Annotated in this window: 13 protein-coding genes; 8 read left to right on the top strand and 5 right to left on the bottom strand. The window is 66.9% G+C overall.

Features of this window, described 5'->3' with window-relative positions; translation table 11 throughout:
- Positions 1 to 73: 73 nt before the first annotated feature.
- Positions 74 to 2,464, top strand: coding sequence for a RelA/SpoT family protein (locus tag ACTHQS_RS08305; protein ID WP_440167716.1), 2,391 nt, complete (start codon positions 74 to 76; stop codon positions 2,462 to 2,464).
- Here the strand turns inward: ACTHQS_RS08305 and ACTHQS_RS08310 are convergent.
- The 3 genes from ACTHQS_RS08310 to ACTHQS_RS08320 form a co-directional block, all read right to left on the bottom strand.
- Positions 2,345 to 3,118, bottom strand: coding sequence for a hypothetical protein (locus tag ACTHQS_RS08310; RefSeq protein WP_440167718.1), 774 nt, complete (start codon positions 3,116 to 3,118; stop codon positions 2,345 to 2,347). The genes ACTHQS_RS08305 and ACTHQS_RS08310 overlap by 120 nt on opposite strands.
- 100 nt (positions 3,119 to 3,218) lie before the next feature.
- Positions 3,219 to 4,847 carry a DUF349 domain-containing protein gene (locus ACTHQS_RS08315; RefSeq protein WP_440167720.1) on the bottom strand — a complete coding sequence of 543 codons (1,629 nt, stop codon included), beginning with the start codon at positions 4,845 to 4,847 and terminating at the stop codon, positions 3,219 to 3,221.
- A gap of 66 nt (positions 4,848 to 4,913) precedes the next feature.
- Positions 4,914 to 5,732 carry a peptidylprolyl isomerase gene (locus ACTHQS_RS08320; protein ID WP_440167722.1) on the bottom strand — a complete coding sequence of 273 codons (819 nt, stop codon included), beginning with the start codon at positions 5,730 to 5,732 and terminating at the stop codon, positions 4,914 to 4,916.
- Positions 5,733 to 5,961: 229 nt separating this feature from the next.
- On the opposite strand from ACTHQS_RS08320, the gene hisS reads away from it, so the two are divergent.
- A complete protein-coding gene (gene hisS / locus ACTHQS_RS08325) occupies positions 5,962 to 7,332 on the top strand; it encodes a histidine--tRNA ligase (RefSeq protein WP_440167724.1) in 1,371 nt (456 codons plus the stop codon).
- An 8-nt stretch (positions 7,333 to 7,340) separates the two neighbouring features.
- Here the strand turns inward: hisS and ACTHQS_RS08330 are convergent, their stop codons facing one another.
- Positions 7,341 to 8,594, bottom strand: coding sequence for an APC family permease (locus ACTHQS_RS08330; RefSeq protein WP_440167726.1), 1,254 nt, complete (start codon positions 8,592 to 8,594; stop codon positions 7,341 to 7,343).
- A gap of 97 nt (positions 8,595 to 8,691) precedes the next feature.
- On the opposite strand from ACTHQS_RS08330, the gene aspS reads away from it, so the two are divergent.
- Positions 8,692 to 10,488, top strand: coding sequence for an aspartate--tRNA ligase (gene aspS, locus ACTHQS_RS08335; protein WP_440167728.1), 1,797 nt, complete (start codon positions 8,692 to 8,694; stop codon positions 10,486 to 10,488).
- Between the two features lie 137 nt (positions 10,489 to 10,625).
- Positions 10,626 to 11,405: a GNAT family N-acetyltransferase gene (locus tag ACTHQS_RS08340; protein WP_440168010.1), complete on the top strand. Its 780-nt coding sequence runs from the start codon at positions 10,626 to 10,628 to the stop codon at positions 11,403 to 11,405.
- Positions 11,406 to 11,421: 16 nt separating this feature from the next.
- Here ACTHQS_RS08340 and ACTHQS_RS08345 read toward each other — a convergent pair whose 3' ends face one another.
- Complete coding sequence (locus tag ACTHQS_RS08345) at positions 11,422 to 12,090, bottom strand: acVLRF1 family peptidyl-tRNA hydrolase (protein WP_440167730.1); 669 nt, start codon at positions 12,088 to 12,090, stop codon at positions 11,422 to 11,424.
- Between the two features lie 58 nt (positions 12,091 to 12,148).
- On the opposite strand from ACTHQS_RS08345, the gene ACTHQS_RS08350 reads away from it, so the two are divergent.
- From ACTHQS_RS08350 to ACTHQS_RS08365, 4 genes are all read left to right on the top strand, one after another.
- Complete coding sequence (locus tag ACTHQS_RS08350; RefSeq protein WP_440167732.1) at positions 12,149 to 13,633, top strand: replication-associated recombination protein A; 1,485 nt, start codon at positions 12,149 to 12,151, stop codon at positions 13,631 to 13,633.
- A 169-nt stretch (positions 13,634 to 13,802) separates the two neighbouring features.
- Positions 13,803 to 14,429 (top strand): 30S ribosomal protein S4, encoded by a 627-nt coding sequence (gene rpsD / locus ACTHQS_RS08355; protein ID WP_009357431.1) that lies wholly within the window; start codon positions 13,803 to 13,805, stop codon positions 14,427 to 14,429.
- A gap of 145 nt (positions 14,430 to 14,574) precedes the next feature.
- Positions 14,575 to 14,949, top strand: a complete 375-nt coding sequence (locus ACTHQS_RS08360; protein WP_440167734.1) for a DUF948 domain-containing protein — start codon at positions 14,575 to 14,577, stop codon at positions 14,947 to 14,949.
- Between the two features lie 17 nt (positions 14,950 to 14,966).
- Positions 14,967 to 15,197, top strand: a complete 231-nt coding sequence (locus tag ACTHQS_RS08365) for a DUF6167 family protein (protein ID WP_440167736.1) — start codon at positions 14,967 to 14,969, stop codon at positions 15,195 to 15,197.
- Positions 15,198 to 15,240 lie beyond the last annotated feature (43 nt).

Consider the following 15,240-nt stretch of genomic DNA (forward strand, 5'->3'; position numbering starts at 1 on the left):
CCGCGCCCGGTTATAAAAGTGGCTGGCCGGGGGAATAGACTGGAGTAATTAAACGGTGGTGAGGGGTGCTTCATTGGAAGAACGTTCGGCGTCGGCGCCAACGGCACAGGAAGAAAAAAGTCCTGCCGGTGTACAAGCCGGTGCGGCATCCCCCGCGCGCCCGGGTTCCCTGGTTCCTGTTGATAATACAGGGTCCCGAGCCACGTTTCCCGGCCGCAGGGAGCGGACCCGGTCCCGGCTCGCACGCCTGACCGGACGTGGAGCGGCCACCTATTCGCCCATCCTTGAGCCGCTGCTGCGGACTGTCCGCGCCAATAATCCCAAAGAGGACTTTGACCTCATCCAGCGCGCCTTCGACGTAGCTGAGCGGAGCCACCGCGGACAGAAGCGCAAGAGCGGCGACCCGTACATCACCCATCCGGTGGCCGTGGCCACCATCCTCGCCGAACTTGGCCTCAGCGGCACCACCCTGGCGGCGGCCCTGCTGCACGACACCGTTGAGGACACCCCCTACACCCTCGCTGACCTGAAGCGGGACTTCGGGCCGGAAGTGGCCATGCTGGTGGACGGCGTGACCAAACTGGACAAGGTCAGCTTCGGCGAGGCCGCCCAGTCGGAGACGGTCCGCAAGATGGTCGTGGCCATGGCCAAGGACATCCGTGTCCTCATGATCAAACTGGCCGACCGGCTCCACAACGCCCGCACCTGGCGCTTCGTCTCCGCAGAATCGTCTGCCCGCAAGGCCCGTGAAACCCTGGAAATCTTCGCTCCTCTGGCGCACCGCCTGGGCATGAACACCATCAAGTGGGAGCTCGAGGACCTGTCCTTCGCGGCTCTCTACCCCAAGGTGTACGAAGAAATCGTGAGAATGGTGGGGGACCGGACCCCCGAGCGGGAAAAGAGCCTGGGCGTCATCCGCGACCAGATCACCGAGGACCTGCGGGCCGCCAAGATCAAGGCCACCATCACCGGACGGCCCAAGCACTATTACTCCATTTACCAAAAAATGATTGTCCGCGACAAGGACTTCGACGACATCAACGACCTCATGGGTGTCCGTGTCCTGGTGGACTCCGTCCGGGACTGCTACGCCGCCCTGGGCACCATGCATTCGCGCTGGAACCCCCTGCCCGGCAGGTTCAAGGACTACATCGCGATGCCCAAGTTCAACATGTACCAGTCCCTGCACACCACCGTGATCGGCCCCGGCGGCAAACCGGTTGAGATCCAGATCCGCACGCACGAGATGCACCGTCGGGCTGAGTACGGCGTGGCGGCCCACTGGAAATACAAGGACCAGCCCAACCGCACCGCCGTTGGTCCCGGAAGCCCCCGCGACGGCGACATGGGATGGCTGCGTTCCCTGGTGGACTGGCAGCAGGAAACCTCGGATCCCGGCGAGTTCCTGGATTCGTTGCGCTTCGAAATCAACGCCCGTGAAGTGTTCGTGTTCACGCCCAAGGGCGAAGTCATGGCGCTGCCGGCGGGATCAACGCCCGTGGACTTTGCCTACGCGGTCCACACCGAGGTGGGCCACCGCACCATCGGCGCCAGGGTCAACGGCAAACTGGTCCCGCTCAACAGTGAGCTGAACCACGGCGACTGGGTGGAAATCTTCACCTCCAAAGCCGAGGGCGCCGGGCCCAGCCAGGACTGGCAGCACTTCGTCAAGAGCGCCCGGGCACGCAACAAGATCCGCCAGTGGTTCAGCAAGGAGCGCCGCGAGGAGGCGATTGACCGCGGCAAGGAGTTGTTGACCCGTGCCATGCGGAAACAGAACCTGCCACTGCAGCGGCTGATGACGCATGAGGCACTGGCCGCCGTGGCTGAGGATTTCAAATACGCGGACATCTCCGGCCTGTACGCGGGCGTGGGCGACGGCCATACATCGGCGCAGTCGGTCATGGAAAAGCTCATCGAAAGCCTGGGCGGCAACGAGAGCGCCGATGATGACGTCGAAGAGATCAGTATCCCCACCCAGGTCAGCAAGGCCCGCTTCTCCGACTCCGGTGTTGTGGTCCGCGGCGTGGGCGACGTCTGGGTGAAGCTGGCCCGCTGCTGCACGCCCGTTCCACCGGACCCGATCCTTGGCTTTGTGACCAGGGGATCCGGCGTCTCCGTGCACCGCACGGACTGCACCAACATCTCCGACCTGAAGGACCAGCCGGACCGGATTGTGGATGTGGACTGGGCCCCCACCCAGTCGAGCGTCTTCCTGGTGGAAATCCAGGTGGAGGCCCTGGACCGCAAGTCCCTGCTCTCGGACGTGACACGGGTCCTGTCGGACAACCACGTCAATATCCTCGCGGCCAGCGTCCACACCTCCACGGACAGGGTGGCCATCTCAAAGTTCGCTTTCGAGATGGGTGACCCCAAGTACCTCAGCCACGTCCTGAGCGCCGTCCGCAGGATCGACGGAGTCTTCGACGTCTACCGCACCACCGGAAACAAACGCCGGAGCTAGCAGGGCCAGCTTCTCCAACGCAGCACGCTTGTGCGGCACCCGTGGTGTCGCCTCGATAGCCCGTACCAGCAGCCGCAACCGCACGTCCTGCTGCGGGCGGGCCAGCAAACCGGCGAGGGCTGGCACGGCCCGCTGCGATTCCACGTGCAGGGCGATATCAAGGGCGGTCCGCAAGGGGCTGGAAACCATCAGACCGCCCAGGCTGATCACATCGAACGGCCCCAGCTTCACTTCGTGCAGCGTGCAGCCCCGCGTATTCCGCAGGCTGGACACCCGCCGCTTCGCGTCCACCAGCAGGGCCAGCCTGTCCGGTTCGGCAGCGCAGCCGTAGATCCATGCCGCCGTCATCCGTCCCGCCACAACGCGTTGCCGGATGGCCGCCGGCACAGCCCCGGCTGCGGCCCTTGCCCGCAGCTGCGGGGATGCCGGTAAACCTGGAAGGGTGTAGCCGTCCTGGTGGAAGCGGGCCAGCAGTCCGTCGGCTGCCAGTGACTGGAGTTCCGGACCGGCGAAGGGCATCCCAGGTGCGTACAGTTCGGGAAAGCGCGGCACCGCGGACGCCTCCGCTCCACTTGCCGGGCAGCCCGGCCCGGGGATGGCGGCGGAGGGTTCCCGGCCCGGGCCGGCGGCCGGGGAAGATGGAGGTGTGCCCATCCATCCATCCTGCCCGGACCGTGGTTAACAGGCACAGGCCCGGTCCGGGTTATGTGGATAACCGGACCGGGCCTGCGACCATCACTTCAGGGAAGGAAGGTCAGGACAACTCGCTGGCAGAACGCTGGATCTGGTCCAGCCACGCCTGGCGGGCCTCGAGGGCTTCCTGCGCAGCCTTGATCTTCCGCTGGTCACCGCTCTTCTCGGCCTCGGCGAGGTCTTCCTGAAGTCCGGCAATGGCGGACTCCAGCTGCGACAGCGCGCTGTTGGTGCGTGCCTTGCGCTCCGGGTTGGACCGCTGCCACTGCTCTTCCTCGGCATGGCGGACTGCGTCTTCCACCTTCCGGAGCCCGGCCTCGATCCGGCCCATGTCCGCGCGGGGTACCTTGCCGGCCTCTTCCCAGCGGTCGCGGACGGACTGGAGTGCCTTCTTGGCGGCTGCCAGGTCCTTCACCGGCAGGATGCCGTTGGCCTCGGCCAGCAGCGACTCTTTCACGGTGAGGTTCGCAGCGTATTCCTGGTCGATCTCGTCGTTGGCAGCCTGCCGGGACGTGAAGAAAACATCCTGCGCGGCGCGGAACCGTGCCCACAGGGCGTCATCATCCTTGCGGCTTGCCCGCGGCGATGCCTTCCACTGGTCCATCAGGCGGCGGTACTCGCCGGCGGCGTAGCCCCAGTCCGTGGACGTGGACAGGGCCTCGGCCTCGGCGATCAGCTTTTCCTTGGCAGTCTTGGCCGCAGAATTGTTGCTGTCCAGCTGGGAGAAATACGCCCGGCGGTGACGGTCGAAGACGGTGCGGGCCGCCCGGAAGCGCTTCCAGAGGGCGTCCTCGTTGCTGCGGCCCAGCCGCACGCCGCTCTTCTGGGCTGCCTTCCAGTTCTCGAAGAGCTCGTTCATCCGGGCGCTGGAGGTCTTCCACTGGGTCTGGGCGGGATCCTGGCCGGAAATCTGCTCTGCCTCGGCAACAATCGCCTCACGCGCTGCAAGCTCGGAAGCGCGCACGGCATCGTGCTCGGCCTTTTCGACTCTCTCCAGCTCGGCGATCTCGCCGGCAAGCTTGTCCAGGCGCGCCTCGGCTGCGCGGAGGTCGCCCACCATGTTCCGTTCAGCGAGCTGCTCGCGCAGGTGCGTGACCGTCTTCTGCATGTCGGTGCTGGGAGCCTTGGAGCTGACGCGCTGCTCGAGGAGCACGATCTGGGCCACGACGTCGTCGTACTTCCGGGCAAAGTAGATCAGCGCCTCATCGCCGCTCACACCGGGGTACTGTCCCACGGGGTGCTCGCCGCCGTCGATATTCAGGTAGACGTGGCCGTCCCCTTCCACCCGGGCCCACTTGGAGGCCTCGGCCACCGACGTGCTGGGCGCGGCGGGAACCGGAGCGGCAGCGGGGGCAGCGGCTGCAGGCTTGGGACGTGACGCGAAGGCAGCAGGCGACGGGGCGGACGGCCGGGGCCCGGGAGCCGGTGGGGCTGCTGGGGCTGACGCGGACGGTTCGGCGGCAGTGGTTCCACCGGCCTGGTCTTCTGCCGTATGACCGGCGCCGGCCTCTTCCGGGGCACCTTCTTCCGGGGCACCCTCTTGCGCAGCGCCCTCTTCGGAAGCGGTGGCTTCGGGGTTCACAGGTGCCTGCTCGGCTTGTGCAGCAGTATCGGTAGCGTCGCTGGCGGCCGGAACCGTTGAGTCGGTTGCGCCTGTTGCTGTTTCGTCGGATTTCTGACTGTCTGTCACCGCTAAAAGTCTTTCGCTTGGAGGGAAATACTCACGTACTGCACCGCGGCCTTGCCGGCCCGGCTCCTACTTCAGAGAAAACGAGTCTATCGTGACTGGTTGTTTTGGCGCGCCGTCCGTGTCGCTGGCTCCCGGCGTGATGCCTGCGGCAGCAATGTTCGCCACCACGTCAAGCCCCGAGGTCACTTTGCCCACCACGGTGTAGCCGCCCGCAGCGTCTGCCGGGATGGCTGTGTCCTTGTAGACAATGAAGAACTGTGTCCCGTTGCCGTAGGCATTGTTGCCGGTACGGGCCACGGCGATGGTGCCGGCGGGGTACATGTTGTCAGCGGGGGTGTTCTCCAGCGGACCCCATGTGTAGTTGGGGTCACCCTGGCCGTCGCCAGTGGGTGAACCGCACTGCAGTACGCCGAATTGTTCCCCGGTGGTGAGGCGGTGGCACGTCTTGCCGTTGAAGTAGCCTTCGTCGCTGAGGGACTTGAAGACGGCGGCGGCCTGCGGAGCCTTGGTTCCGTCCACCTCCACGCCGAGCGGGCTGCCGTTCAGCAGCAGTTGGCCAGTGAACGTCTTGCCCGCGGCGGTGTCCGCGGCCGGGATGTTCGGCCCGTTGGTTGCCGCAGCGGATGGAGTGGCGGACGCGCTGGCCGAAGCGGATGGCTCCGTCAGCCCTGCCTGCGCGGCCGCATACTCGTCCTCGGTCGGGTTCCCGGCGAACGCCGTGAGTTGAAGGACGACGGCGAGCACAACGGCGGCGGTTCCCGCACCGGCGGCCACGAAGTTGTCGCGCTTGCGCCGCTTCTCCTGGTCGCGCCGGAGGTCACGCTTGGCTTCCATTTGCTGGATGCGCCGTCTCGTTTCGCGGGCACTGCGTGGACTGGCCGGCAAGGGTCCTCCTCATCGTCGGGCTGCTGGTGCCCCGGGGTTGGCCGCGGCGCGCAGGAAATACAAGCCAGGCCGTGCAGGTCCGCCGCATTAGAGATGCACACGGATGACGCATAAACTGGCTGCCGCACATAGTTTATGCATGGCTGGCTGTGCTGCCGCCGAACCCCGTCTTTGAACGGTGTGGCCGCCAGTGCCGCCGCGCCTTCCATCCCTAAGGAGAACCTTCCCCATGGCACGCACAGCCTCCCTGTCCGGATTCCCCGAGTGGCTTCCCGAGGAGCGGCTGGTGGAGCTGCATGTGCTCGATACCCTGCGCCGGATCTTTGAGCTGCACGGGTTCACCTCGATCGAAACCCGGGCAGTGGAGACGGTGGGCCAGCTGCTCCGCAAGGGGGAGATCGACAAGGAAGTGTACGGACTCAGCCGGCTCCAGGAGGACGAGAGCGACAACCCCGTCAAGGGCGGCAAGGCGGATCCCAACGCGCTGGCCCTGCATTTTGACCTGACGGTTCCCTTTGCCCGCTACGTCGTGGAAAACGCCGGCTACCTCGCTTTCCCGTTCCGCCGCTACCAAATCCAGAAGGTGTGGCGCGGCGAGCGGCCCCAGGAAGGCCGGGCCCGCGAGTTCACGCAGGCGGACATCGACGTGGTGGGCGACGGCGAGCTTCCGTTCCGTTACGACGTCGAGATTGCGCTGGTCATCGCCGAGGCCCTCAGTGCCCTGCCCATCCCCGACTTCCGGCTCCGGATCAACAACCGCAAGCTCGCCGAAGGGTTCTACCGCGGCATCGGCCTCGATGACACTGCAGGCGTGCTCCGGAGTATCGACAAGCTTGAAAAGATCGGTCCCGCCAAGGTGGCCGAACTGCTGAAGAGCGAACTGGGCGCTTCTGATGACCAGGCCGCCAAGGCGCTGCAGCTTGCAGCCATCCGCACGGAAGACACGTCCTTCGTGGCGCAGGTCCGGGCCTTGGGCGTCAGCAACGATCTCCTGGATGAAGGCCTGGACGAACTCGAACAGGTCATCGACGCCGCCGTCCAGCGGGCTCCCGGCAAGGTCCTGGCAGACCTCAGCATCGCCCGCGGACTGGACTATTACACGGGCACCGTGGTGGAAACCGTGCTGGTGGGCCACGAACAGCTTGGCTCCATCTGCTCCGGCGGCCGGTACGACGCCCTGGCGTCCAAAGGCAACCGGAAGTTCCCGGGCGTCGGCCTGTCCATCGGCGTCACCCGCCTGGTTTCCCGGATCCTGAGCCAGGACCTGGCCAAAGCCTCCCGCTCGGTTCCCACCGCAGTGCTGGTGGCCCTGAACCACGACGACAGCTGGGGCGGTGCCCAGGACGTCGCCGCCCTGCTGCGCAGCCGGGGGATTCCCACCGAAGTGGCGGCCAAGGCCGAGAAGTTCGGCAAGCAGATCAAGTTCGCCGACCGGCGGGGGATCCCGTTCGTCTGGTTCACTGACGAGGACGGCACGCACCAGGTCAAGGACATCCGCACCGGCGAACAGGTGCTGGCCGCCCCCGAAACCTGGATGCCGCCGGTGGAGGACCTGACGGTGCAGGTGGAGACAACCGCGACCGCAGCAGCTTCGGTCTAGCCGGACACTTAGGGCCTGGGCTGGTGCTGCCGGAAACGCAGCACCAGCCAGCGCCCGGCCAGACCGGCCCCGAGAACGGCTGCCATGGTCAGGACCGAGGCCGCCGGCAAGGTGAAGGCCAGGACGATGCATCCCAGGAAACCCACGGCGTTCAGCCAGCGGGGAGCGTAGCCGGGGTGGCTCGCCAGGGTGAAGGCGGACGCGTTCGCCACTGCGTAATACACCAGCACGCCGAAGCTTGAGAAGCCCACCACCGTCATCACGTTGGTGGTCAGCAGCAGCAGGATGACGACGGCGGCCACGGCAAGTTCCGCCACGAACGGAACGGTATGGGTGCCGCCCAGCCTTGCCAGCGGGCCTGGAAGGTCACCTTCCCGCGCCATGGCGAGGGTGGTCCGCCCCACGCCCGTGATCAGCGCGAGGAGGGCGCCCAGGCACGCGGCGGCTGCGCCCGCCTGCACCAGTGGCGCGGCAACGGCCAGGCGGGAATCCAGAACAGCGTCCAGCAGCGGTGTTCCGGACAGGGCAAGCCGCCCTCCGAGGTGGGCCAACAGGAGCACTGCCAGCAGCAGATATATCGCAAAAGCGCCCGCCAGGGCCGCCAAAATGGCCCGGGGGATGGTCCGCGCCGGATTCCTGACCTCTTCGCCCAGCGTGGCGATCCGGGCATAACCGGCGAACGCGAAAAACATGAGGCCGGCCGCCGGCAGGACACCCGCCGGATTACCCGACGGCGGCCCGGCAAGTTCCGCCCCGGCGTGCGGGCCCAGCACGGCGGCGATGGCAACGAACACCAGCGTTGCCAGGACCATGCACAGCAGGATCCGCGTCAGCAGGGCGGTCCGGGTGATACCGAGCAGATTAACAGCTGTGAGCGCCACGACGGCGGCCACAGCGACCGGGACCTCATAATCCCGGGACACATAGCTGCCGAACGTCAACGCCATGGCCGCGCAGGAGGCCGTCTTGCCTGTGACGAAACCCCAGCCGGCCAAGAAGCCCGGCCACTCGCCGAGCTGTTTCCGGCCGTACACGTAGGTTCCGCCGCTGGTGGGATACCTGGCGGCGAGGGCGGCAGACGCCACGGCGTTGCAGTATGCCACCACTCCCGCGACAAGTACCGACAGGACCAGCAGGTTTCCGGCCAGCGCGGCGGCCGGAGCGAAGACCACAAATACCCCGGCGCCGAGCATGGACCCGAGCCCGATGGCGGTGGCGTCGAAGGTCCCGAGCCTGCGCTGCAGCTGCTGCGGTTCGCCCATGCGGCGGCATTCTCCTTCCAGCGGGTAAACTCGGACGGGATCGTTCCCGCAACGATCATATTGAACTTCCCACTGTTTTCCCGCAGAAAGGCGTGCTGTGCTGCGCACACATGACCTCGGATCCCTTCGTTCCGAGCACATTGGACAAACCGTAACCCTGGCCGGCTGGGTGGGCCGCCGTCGTGATCACGGTGGTGTGGCATTCGTTGACCTTCGCGATGCTTCCGGCGTGGCCCAGGTGGTGGTCCGCGAGGAAGAAGTGTTCCACGGACTGCGCAACGAGTACGTCCTGCAGGTCACGGGAACCGTGTCCAAGCGTCCGGAAGGCAACGAGAACCCCGCGCTGGCCACCGGCGGGATCGAGGTCATCGCCGAGGACGTCACCATCCTCAACACCTCCGACCCCCTGCCGTTCCAGATTGACGAACACGTCGAGGTGGGCGAGGAAGCCCGCCTCAAGCACCGCTACCTGGACCTGCGCCGTCCCGGCCCCAGCCGCAACCTGCGCCTCCGCTCCGAAGCCAACCGGGTGGCGCGCGACCTGCTCCACCAGGAGGGCTTCGTGGAGATCGAAACGCCCACGCTGACGCGTTCGACGCCGGAAGGCGCCCGTGACTTCCTGGTTCCGGCACGCCTGGCGCCGGGTTCCTGGTACGCCCTTCCGCAGTCCCCGCAGCTCTTCAAGCAGCTGCTGCAGGTGGGCGGGTTCGAGAAGTACTACCAGATTGCACGCTGCTACCGGGACGAGGACTTCCGTGCGGACCGCCAGCCGGAATTCACCCAGCTGGACATCGAGGCCAGCTTCGTTGACCAGGACGACATCATCCGGCTGGGCGAGAACATCGTCAAGGCAGTGTGGCAGCTCATCGGCGCCGACATCCCCACCCCCATCCAGCGGATCACCTACGCCGACGCCATGGCACGCTACGGCTCGGACAAGCCGGACCTCCGCTTTGGCCAGGAACTGACCGAGCTCACCGAATTCTTCAAAGACACCAACTTCGGCGTGTTCAAGGCCCCCTATGTGGGTGCCGTGGTCATGCCCGGCGGTGCTTCCCAGGCACGCCGCGCCCTGGACGCCTGGCAGGAATGGGCCAAGCAGCGCGGCGCCAAGGGCCTTGCCTACGTCCTGTACAAGGAGGACGGCGAGCTCGCGGGCCCGGTGGCGAAGAACCTCACCGAGATCGAACGTGCGGGACTGGCCGACGCCGTGGGCGCCAAGCCCGGCGACTGCATTTTCTTCGCCGCGGGGGAGAAGACCCCGTCGCGGGCCCTCCTGGGTGCTGCCCGGGTGGAAATCGGCCACCGCACCGGCCTGATCGATCCCACCGACTGGGCTTTCTGCTGGGTGGTGGACGCGCCCATGTTCGAGCCCGCCGCCGCTGCCGTTGCCTCCGGCGATGTCGCTGTCGGCGGAGGCCAGTGGACCGCCGTGCACCACGCCTTCACCTCGCCCAAGCCGGAATTCCTTGACACGTTCGACAAGGATCCCGAGTCGGCACTCTCCTACGCCTACGACATTGTCTGCAACGGCAACGAAATCGGCGGCGGTTCCATCCGTATCCACCAGCGCGACGTGCAGGAGCGCGTCTTCGAACTGATGGGCCTGGACAAGGAAGACGCGCAGACCAAGTTCGGGTTCCTGCTGGAGGGCTTCAAGTACGGCGCACCCCCGCACGGCGGTATCGCCTTCGGCTGGGACCGTGTGGTGTCGCTGCTGGCAGGAGTCGAGTCCATCCGCGACGTCATCGCCTTCCCGAAGTCCGGCGGCGGCCACGACCCCCTCACGGAAGCTCCGGCCCCCATCACGCCCCAGCAGCGCAAGGAGGCCGGCGTGGACTTCAAGCCCGAGGCCAAAAAGCCGGACGCGAAGAAACCCGAAGACAAGCAGTAGTACACGGCCAGCGGCCCCAGGCCGCAATCATTGGAGGTTCCCCGGTCCGCCCGGGGGACCTCCTGCCGTTAAGGAAGGACAGCCCTGTGGCCACACCGAACCGGGTCCAGCCCGTACCCTCCGGCCTTGAAGCCGCCATGGACGCAGCGTGGCCCGCTCTGGAACGCCATGATGCCGGAGGCTGGATGCTTCGGGCCGCCGCAGGCGTCACCCAGAGGGCCAACTCCATCTGGCCACGCAGTGCACCTTCCAGTGACAAACAGTGCAGTGACGAACAGTGCAGCGACGACCTCCCGGGCCTGCTCAGGGATGCCAGGGCCTGGTACCGCAGCCGCCGGCTGCCGGTCATCTTCCAGCTCTTCGACACCCCAGCAGCGTCTGCGCTTCACCAGCTGCTGGACTTGGAGGGCTTCAGCCGCCAGTCCGAAACCCTGGTCATGACCCGCAGCGCGATGGACACACGGATTCCCGCAGGCGCCAGGCCGGCGGTGGAACTCTCATCGGAGCCGTCAGGGGAATGGCTGCGGGTCTGGTGGCAAGTGGACGGCCGCGGCGGGGAGGACTCCCTGTCCGTCGCCGAAACCATCCTCAAGGGCTGTCCCTCGGTGTATGCCCTGGTTCGTGACGGCGATGGCCGGGCCGCCGCCGTCGGGCGCCTTGCCCTTCCCACCCGCAGCCGGAAGGGCGGCCTGTACTGCATGGCCACCCTGCCGCAAGCCCGTCGGCAGGGCTTTGCGGCTGTCATCGTTCAGGCCCTGCTGCAGGCCGGTAGCGAGCAGGGCATAGACGGCTTCTGGCTGCTGGTCACAGCGGCGAACCATGGCGCCCAGGAACTTTATGCGAAGGCCGGTTTCCGAGAAACCTGCCGCTACCTGTACCGGCAGGAACGCCCCCGGCGCGCACCCACTGGTTGCTGACAACAAGGACGGCCGGCTAAACCGCCGGATCCGTCACCGTAACCCGCACCGAGCAGGCATCTGCCGCGGCCTTCTTCAACACGGCTGCGCGGGGCTCGGCGACGTCCAGGTAGGGGAGGCGGGGCAGGCGGGCGTAATCACGCAGGGCGGGGTCCTGGAGGACCAGGTCAGCCAGGGCCCTGTCGCCGCCGGGCACCACGTACTCGAAAGCTGCCGTGCGGAAGACTTCCGCCGCCTGCTGTGCCACGGCCGCCACCAGGGCGTCCGCCTGGTTGGAACGGCGGCGGGCAAACCGCTGCTGGGACTGCCCGCCCGCCGCAGTGCGGGACTGCACATACCGGGTCCCTGCCTTGGACGCCAGGAGCATGCCTTCACTTGCCACGGCGACGCCGTAACCGCCCCGGCGCACCAGGAGCAGCCCCAGCCGGCGCGGCTGCGATGCCAGGGATGCGAGACGCTCCAGCGGACCGCTGCCCCGGCCAGGACGTCCGTCTGCCCGCCACGGCGCCTGCAGGAGCGCCTCGGTGCCGTCGCCTGCCACAAGGCGGAGGCCGTCTTCGCCATCCTGCAACCGGTAGCCGCCGTGGGAAGAACCGAAACGCTCAGCCCAGCCGGACAGCCGGGGACCGGACACGAAGGCAGTCCGGACCGAGGTCGGGCTCCCGGCGGAAGCAGAGGCAGGCATGGGGCCTTCCTTGGGGCGTTGGGGAAAAGCAGCGGTGGACTGGAAGTAGCCTATCTATGTGGATGATCTCTTCGGCAACGGGCCAGAAAACGACGACGACGATGGTCCCGTCGCGGGGGAAACCCCCGGTTCCCGGGGGCAGGGTGCCCGGGGTCCGGGTTCGCGCGGTGCGGCTTCGCCGCGGAGTCCGCTTGCCGTACGCATGCGGCCCCGCACCCTGGACGAAGTGGTGGGCCAGCAGCACCTGCTTGGCCAGGGGTCGCCGCTGCGGCAGCTGGCAGCCGGGGCAGGCGCTGATGCCGCCGGTCCGGCCGGACCCAGCTCCCTGATCCTCTGGGGCCCTCCCGGCACCGGTAAGACCACCCTGGCGCACGTGATTGCGCGCGGGCCCGGCCGGAAGTTCGTTGAGCTGTCCGCCATCACCGCCGGCGTCAAAGACGTCCGCCGCGTCATGGACGACGCCCTGACGGCCCGAGACCTGTACAAAACGACCACCGTGCTGTTCCTCGATGAAATCCACCGCTTCAACAAGGCACAGCAGGACGCCCTGCTGCCCGGCGTCGAAAACCGCTGGGTGGTCCTGGTGGCTGCCACCACCGAAAATCCCTCCTTCTCTGTTGTCTCGCCGCTGCTGTCCCGCTCCCTGCTCCTCACGCTCAAGCCCTTGACCGACGCCGACATCGAGGGCCTCCTCGTGCGGGCCGTGGAGGACCCGCGCGGGCTGGGCGGCAAGGTCCGGCTCAGCGATGACGCGCTGGAACACCTGGTCCGGCTGTCCGGCGGCGACGCCCGCCGGGCGCTTACCGCCCTGGAGGCCGCGGCCGGCGTCGCTTTTGGTGACGCGGACGACGTCGAACGTTCAGTGGGGGAGGAAGGCGCACCTTCCGAACCTGCCTCCGAGGAGCCGGTCACCGTGGAGCTGCGCCACACCGAGCGCGCCCTGGATGCGGCCGCCGTCCGCTATGACCGCGCCGGCGACCAGCATTACGACGTAACCAGCGCCTTCATCAAATCAATCAGGGGATCGGACGTGGACGCGGCCCTGCACTACCTGGCCCGGATGCTCGAGGCGGGGGAGGACCCCCGGTTCGTGGCCCGGAGGATCGTCATCTCCGCGGCGGAGGACGTAGGCATGGCAGACCCCACGGCGCTGCAGACCGCCGTGGCAGCAGCCCAGGCGGTGCAGCTGATCGGCATGCCCGAGGGCCGGATCATCCTGGCCGAGGCCGTGGTCCACCTCGCCACCGCCCCGAAGTCGAACGCCGCCTACATGGGCATCAACAAAGCGATCGCGGACGTGCGGGCCGGCCTCGGCGTCGGAATTCCAGCGCACCTTCGCGATGCCCACTATCCGGGATCCAAGCAACTGGGCCACGGCGTCGGCTATAAGTACGCCCACGACGCGCCGCACGCGGTGGCCACCCAGCAGTACCCGCCGGATGACCTGGTGGGCCGGGACTACTACCAGCCCACCGGCAACGGCGCTGAACGGGACATTGCCCAACGGCTGGAGCGCCTGCGGAGAATTGTCCGGGGCAAGTAGGGGCGTGGTAAGCTGAATCTTTGTCTGGCAAGGCGCGGACGCACAATCTCCCCAATTCAGGTTGGCAAGGTTATGCCCTGTGCCCAGTAGCAAAAGGCAGCGGTTGGCCGATGCTCTCCATCGTGGAGGCCAGTAACACTGACACACCGCAGATATTGGAAGGACACAAGTGGCTAACAACACTCGTGCTCGCCGTCAGGCCCGCCTCTCGCGGTCCCTCGGCATTGCTCTGACCCCCAAGGCCGCCAAGTACATGGAGCGCCGCCCGTACGGCCCCGGTGAGCATGGCCGTGCCCGCAAGAAGCAGGACTCCGACTACGCCGTACGCCTGCGCGAAAAGCAGCGCCTGCGCGCCCAGTACGGCATCCGCGAAGCACAGATGACCCGTGCCTTCGAGGAAGCCCGCCGCACCAAGGGCCTGACCGGTGAGAACCTCATCGAACTGCTCGAAATGCGCCTTGACGCCCTGGTCCTGCGTGCCGGCTTCGCCCGCACCATCGCCCAGGCCCGCCAGCTGGTTGTGCACCGCCACATCATGGTTGACGGCGTCCGCGTTGACCGTCCGTCGTTCCGCGTCGGCGAGGGCCAGCTGGTCCACGTCCACAGCCGCAGCGAGACCATGGTTCCGCTCCAGGTTGCCGCAGCCGGCGCCCACCGCGACGTCCTGCCTGCCGTTCCGGCCTACCTGGACGTCAAGCTGGAAGCCCTGCAGGCCCGCCTGGTCCGCCGCCCCAAGCGTTCCGAGATCCCGGTGACCTGCGAAGAGCAGCTCGTCGTCGAATTCTACGCACGCTAAATCCCAGCAGCGTACCCAAAGAAGCCCGTGGCAAGCGCCGCGGGCTTCTTTGTATGTAAGGTACTTGGGGGACATCTGCGCAGCGCCCCTTGCGGGCGTACGCAGGATGGAACCCACCCACGGAATTTCGAGGAGATGAACGTCTATGTCTGGTGGCGATATTGCCGGCCTGATCGCTGCCGGGGTGTTCGCGCTCCTGGTCCTGCTGCTTGCGGTCCCCATCCTGAAGCTTGGAAAAGTCCTCGATGAGGTACGGACCACCATCAGGTCCCTCAGCGACGGCGCGACGCCCCTGATGGACGAGGTCACGGCAACCGTTTCCACCACCAACCAGCAGCTGAAGAAGGTGGACGGCATCTCGTCGAACGTCTCGGATGCGTCCGCCAACATCTCCGCACTGTCCTCGCTGGTCGCTGCAACCGTTGGTTCGCCGCTGATCAAGGTTGCCGCCTTCAGCTACGGCGTCCGCAGTGCCTTCGCCAACCGCCGGAAGCCCGCCGCCGGGCGCCGCAGCCGCTAGATCCGAAAAGAATAAACATGAAAAGAATTGTCTGGATGGGAATCGGCGTGGCCATCGGCGTCATTGCCTTCCGAAAAGTGAGCCAGGCGCAGGCCACCCTAGGGCCGGAGGGCCTCAACCGCACGGTGGGACGGCTGGCCGACGGGGTCTACGACTTCGCCGACGCCGTCCGCGCAGGAATGCGGGAACGGGAAACCGACCTGAGGACCGCCCTGGGCATCGAGTCCGCGGAAGTGGTCCGCCGCTAAGCCCGAACGGGCATGTCACTGGCAGCAAGCCGACAACCGGCAG

The organism is Arthrobacter sp. SAFR-044 (genome assembly GCF_051965175.1).
Classification (GTDB): Bacteria; Actinomycetota; Actinomycetes; order Actinomycetales; family Micrococcaceae; genus Arthrobacter.

Bases quoted from the DNA above. Each gene is read 5' to 3' on its own strand.
- ACTHQS_RS08365 (WP_440167736.1), top strand. From the start codon at position 14,967: ATGAAAAGAATTGTCTGGATGGGAATCGGCGTGGCCATCGGCGTCATT.
- ACTHQS_RS08310 (WP_440167718.1), bottom strand. From the start codon at position 3,118: ATGGGCACACCTCCATCTTCCCCGGCCGCCGGCCCGGGCCGGGAACCC.
- ACTHQS_RS08340 (WP_440168010.1), top strand. From the start codon at position 10,626: ATGGACGCAGCGTGGCCCGCTCTGGAACGCCATGATGCCGGAGGCTGG.
- ACTHQS_RS08345 (WP_440167730.1), bottom strand. From the start codon at position 12,090: ATGCCTGCCTCTGCTTCCGCCGGGAGCCCGACCTCGGTCCGGACTGCC.
- hisS (WP_440167724.1), top strand. From the start codon at position 5,962: ATGGCACGCACAGCCTCCCTGTCCGGATTCCCCGAGTGGCTTCCCGAG.
- ACTHQS_RS08360 (WP_440167734.1), top strand. From the start codon at position 14,575: ATGTCTGGTGGCGATATTGCCGGCCTGATCGCTGCCGGGGTGTTCGCG.
- ACTHQS_RS08330 (WP_440167726.1), bottom strand. From the start codon at position 8,594: ATGGGCGAACCGCAGCAGCTGCAGCGCAGGCTCGGGACCTTCGACGCC.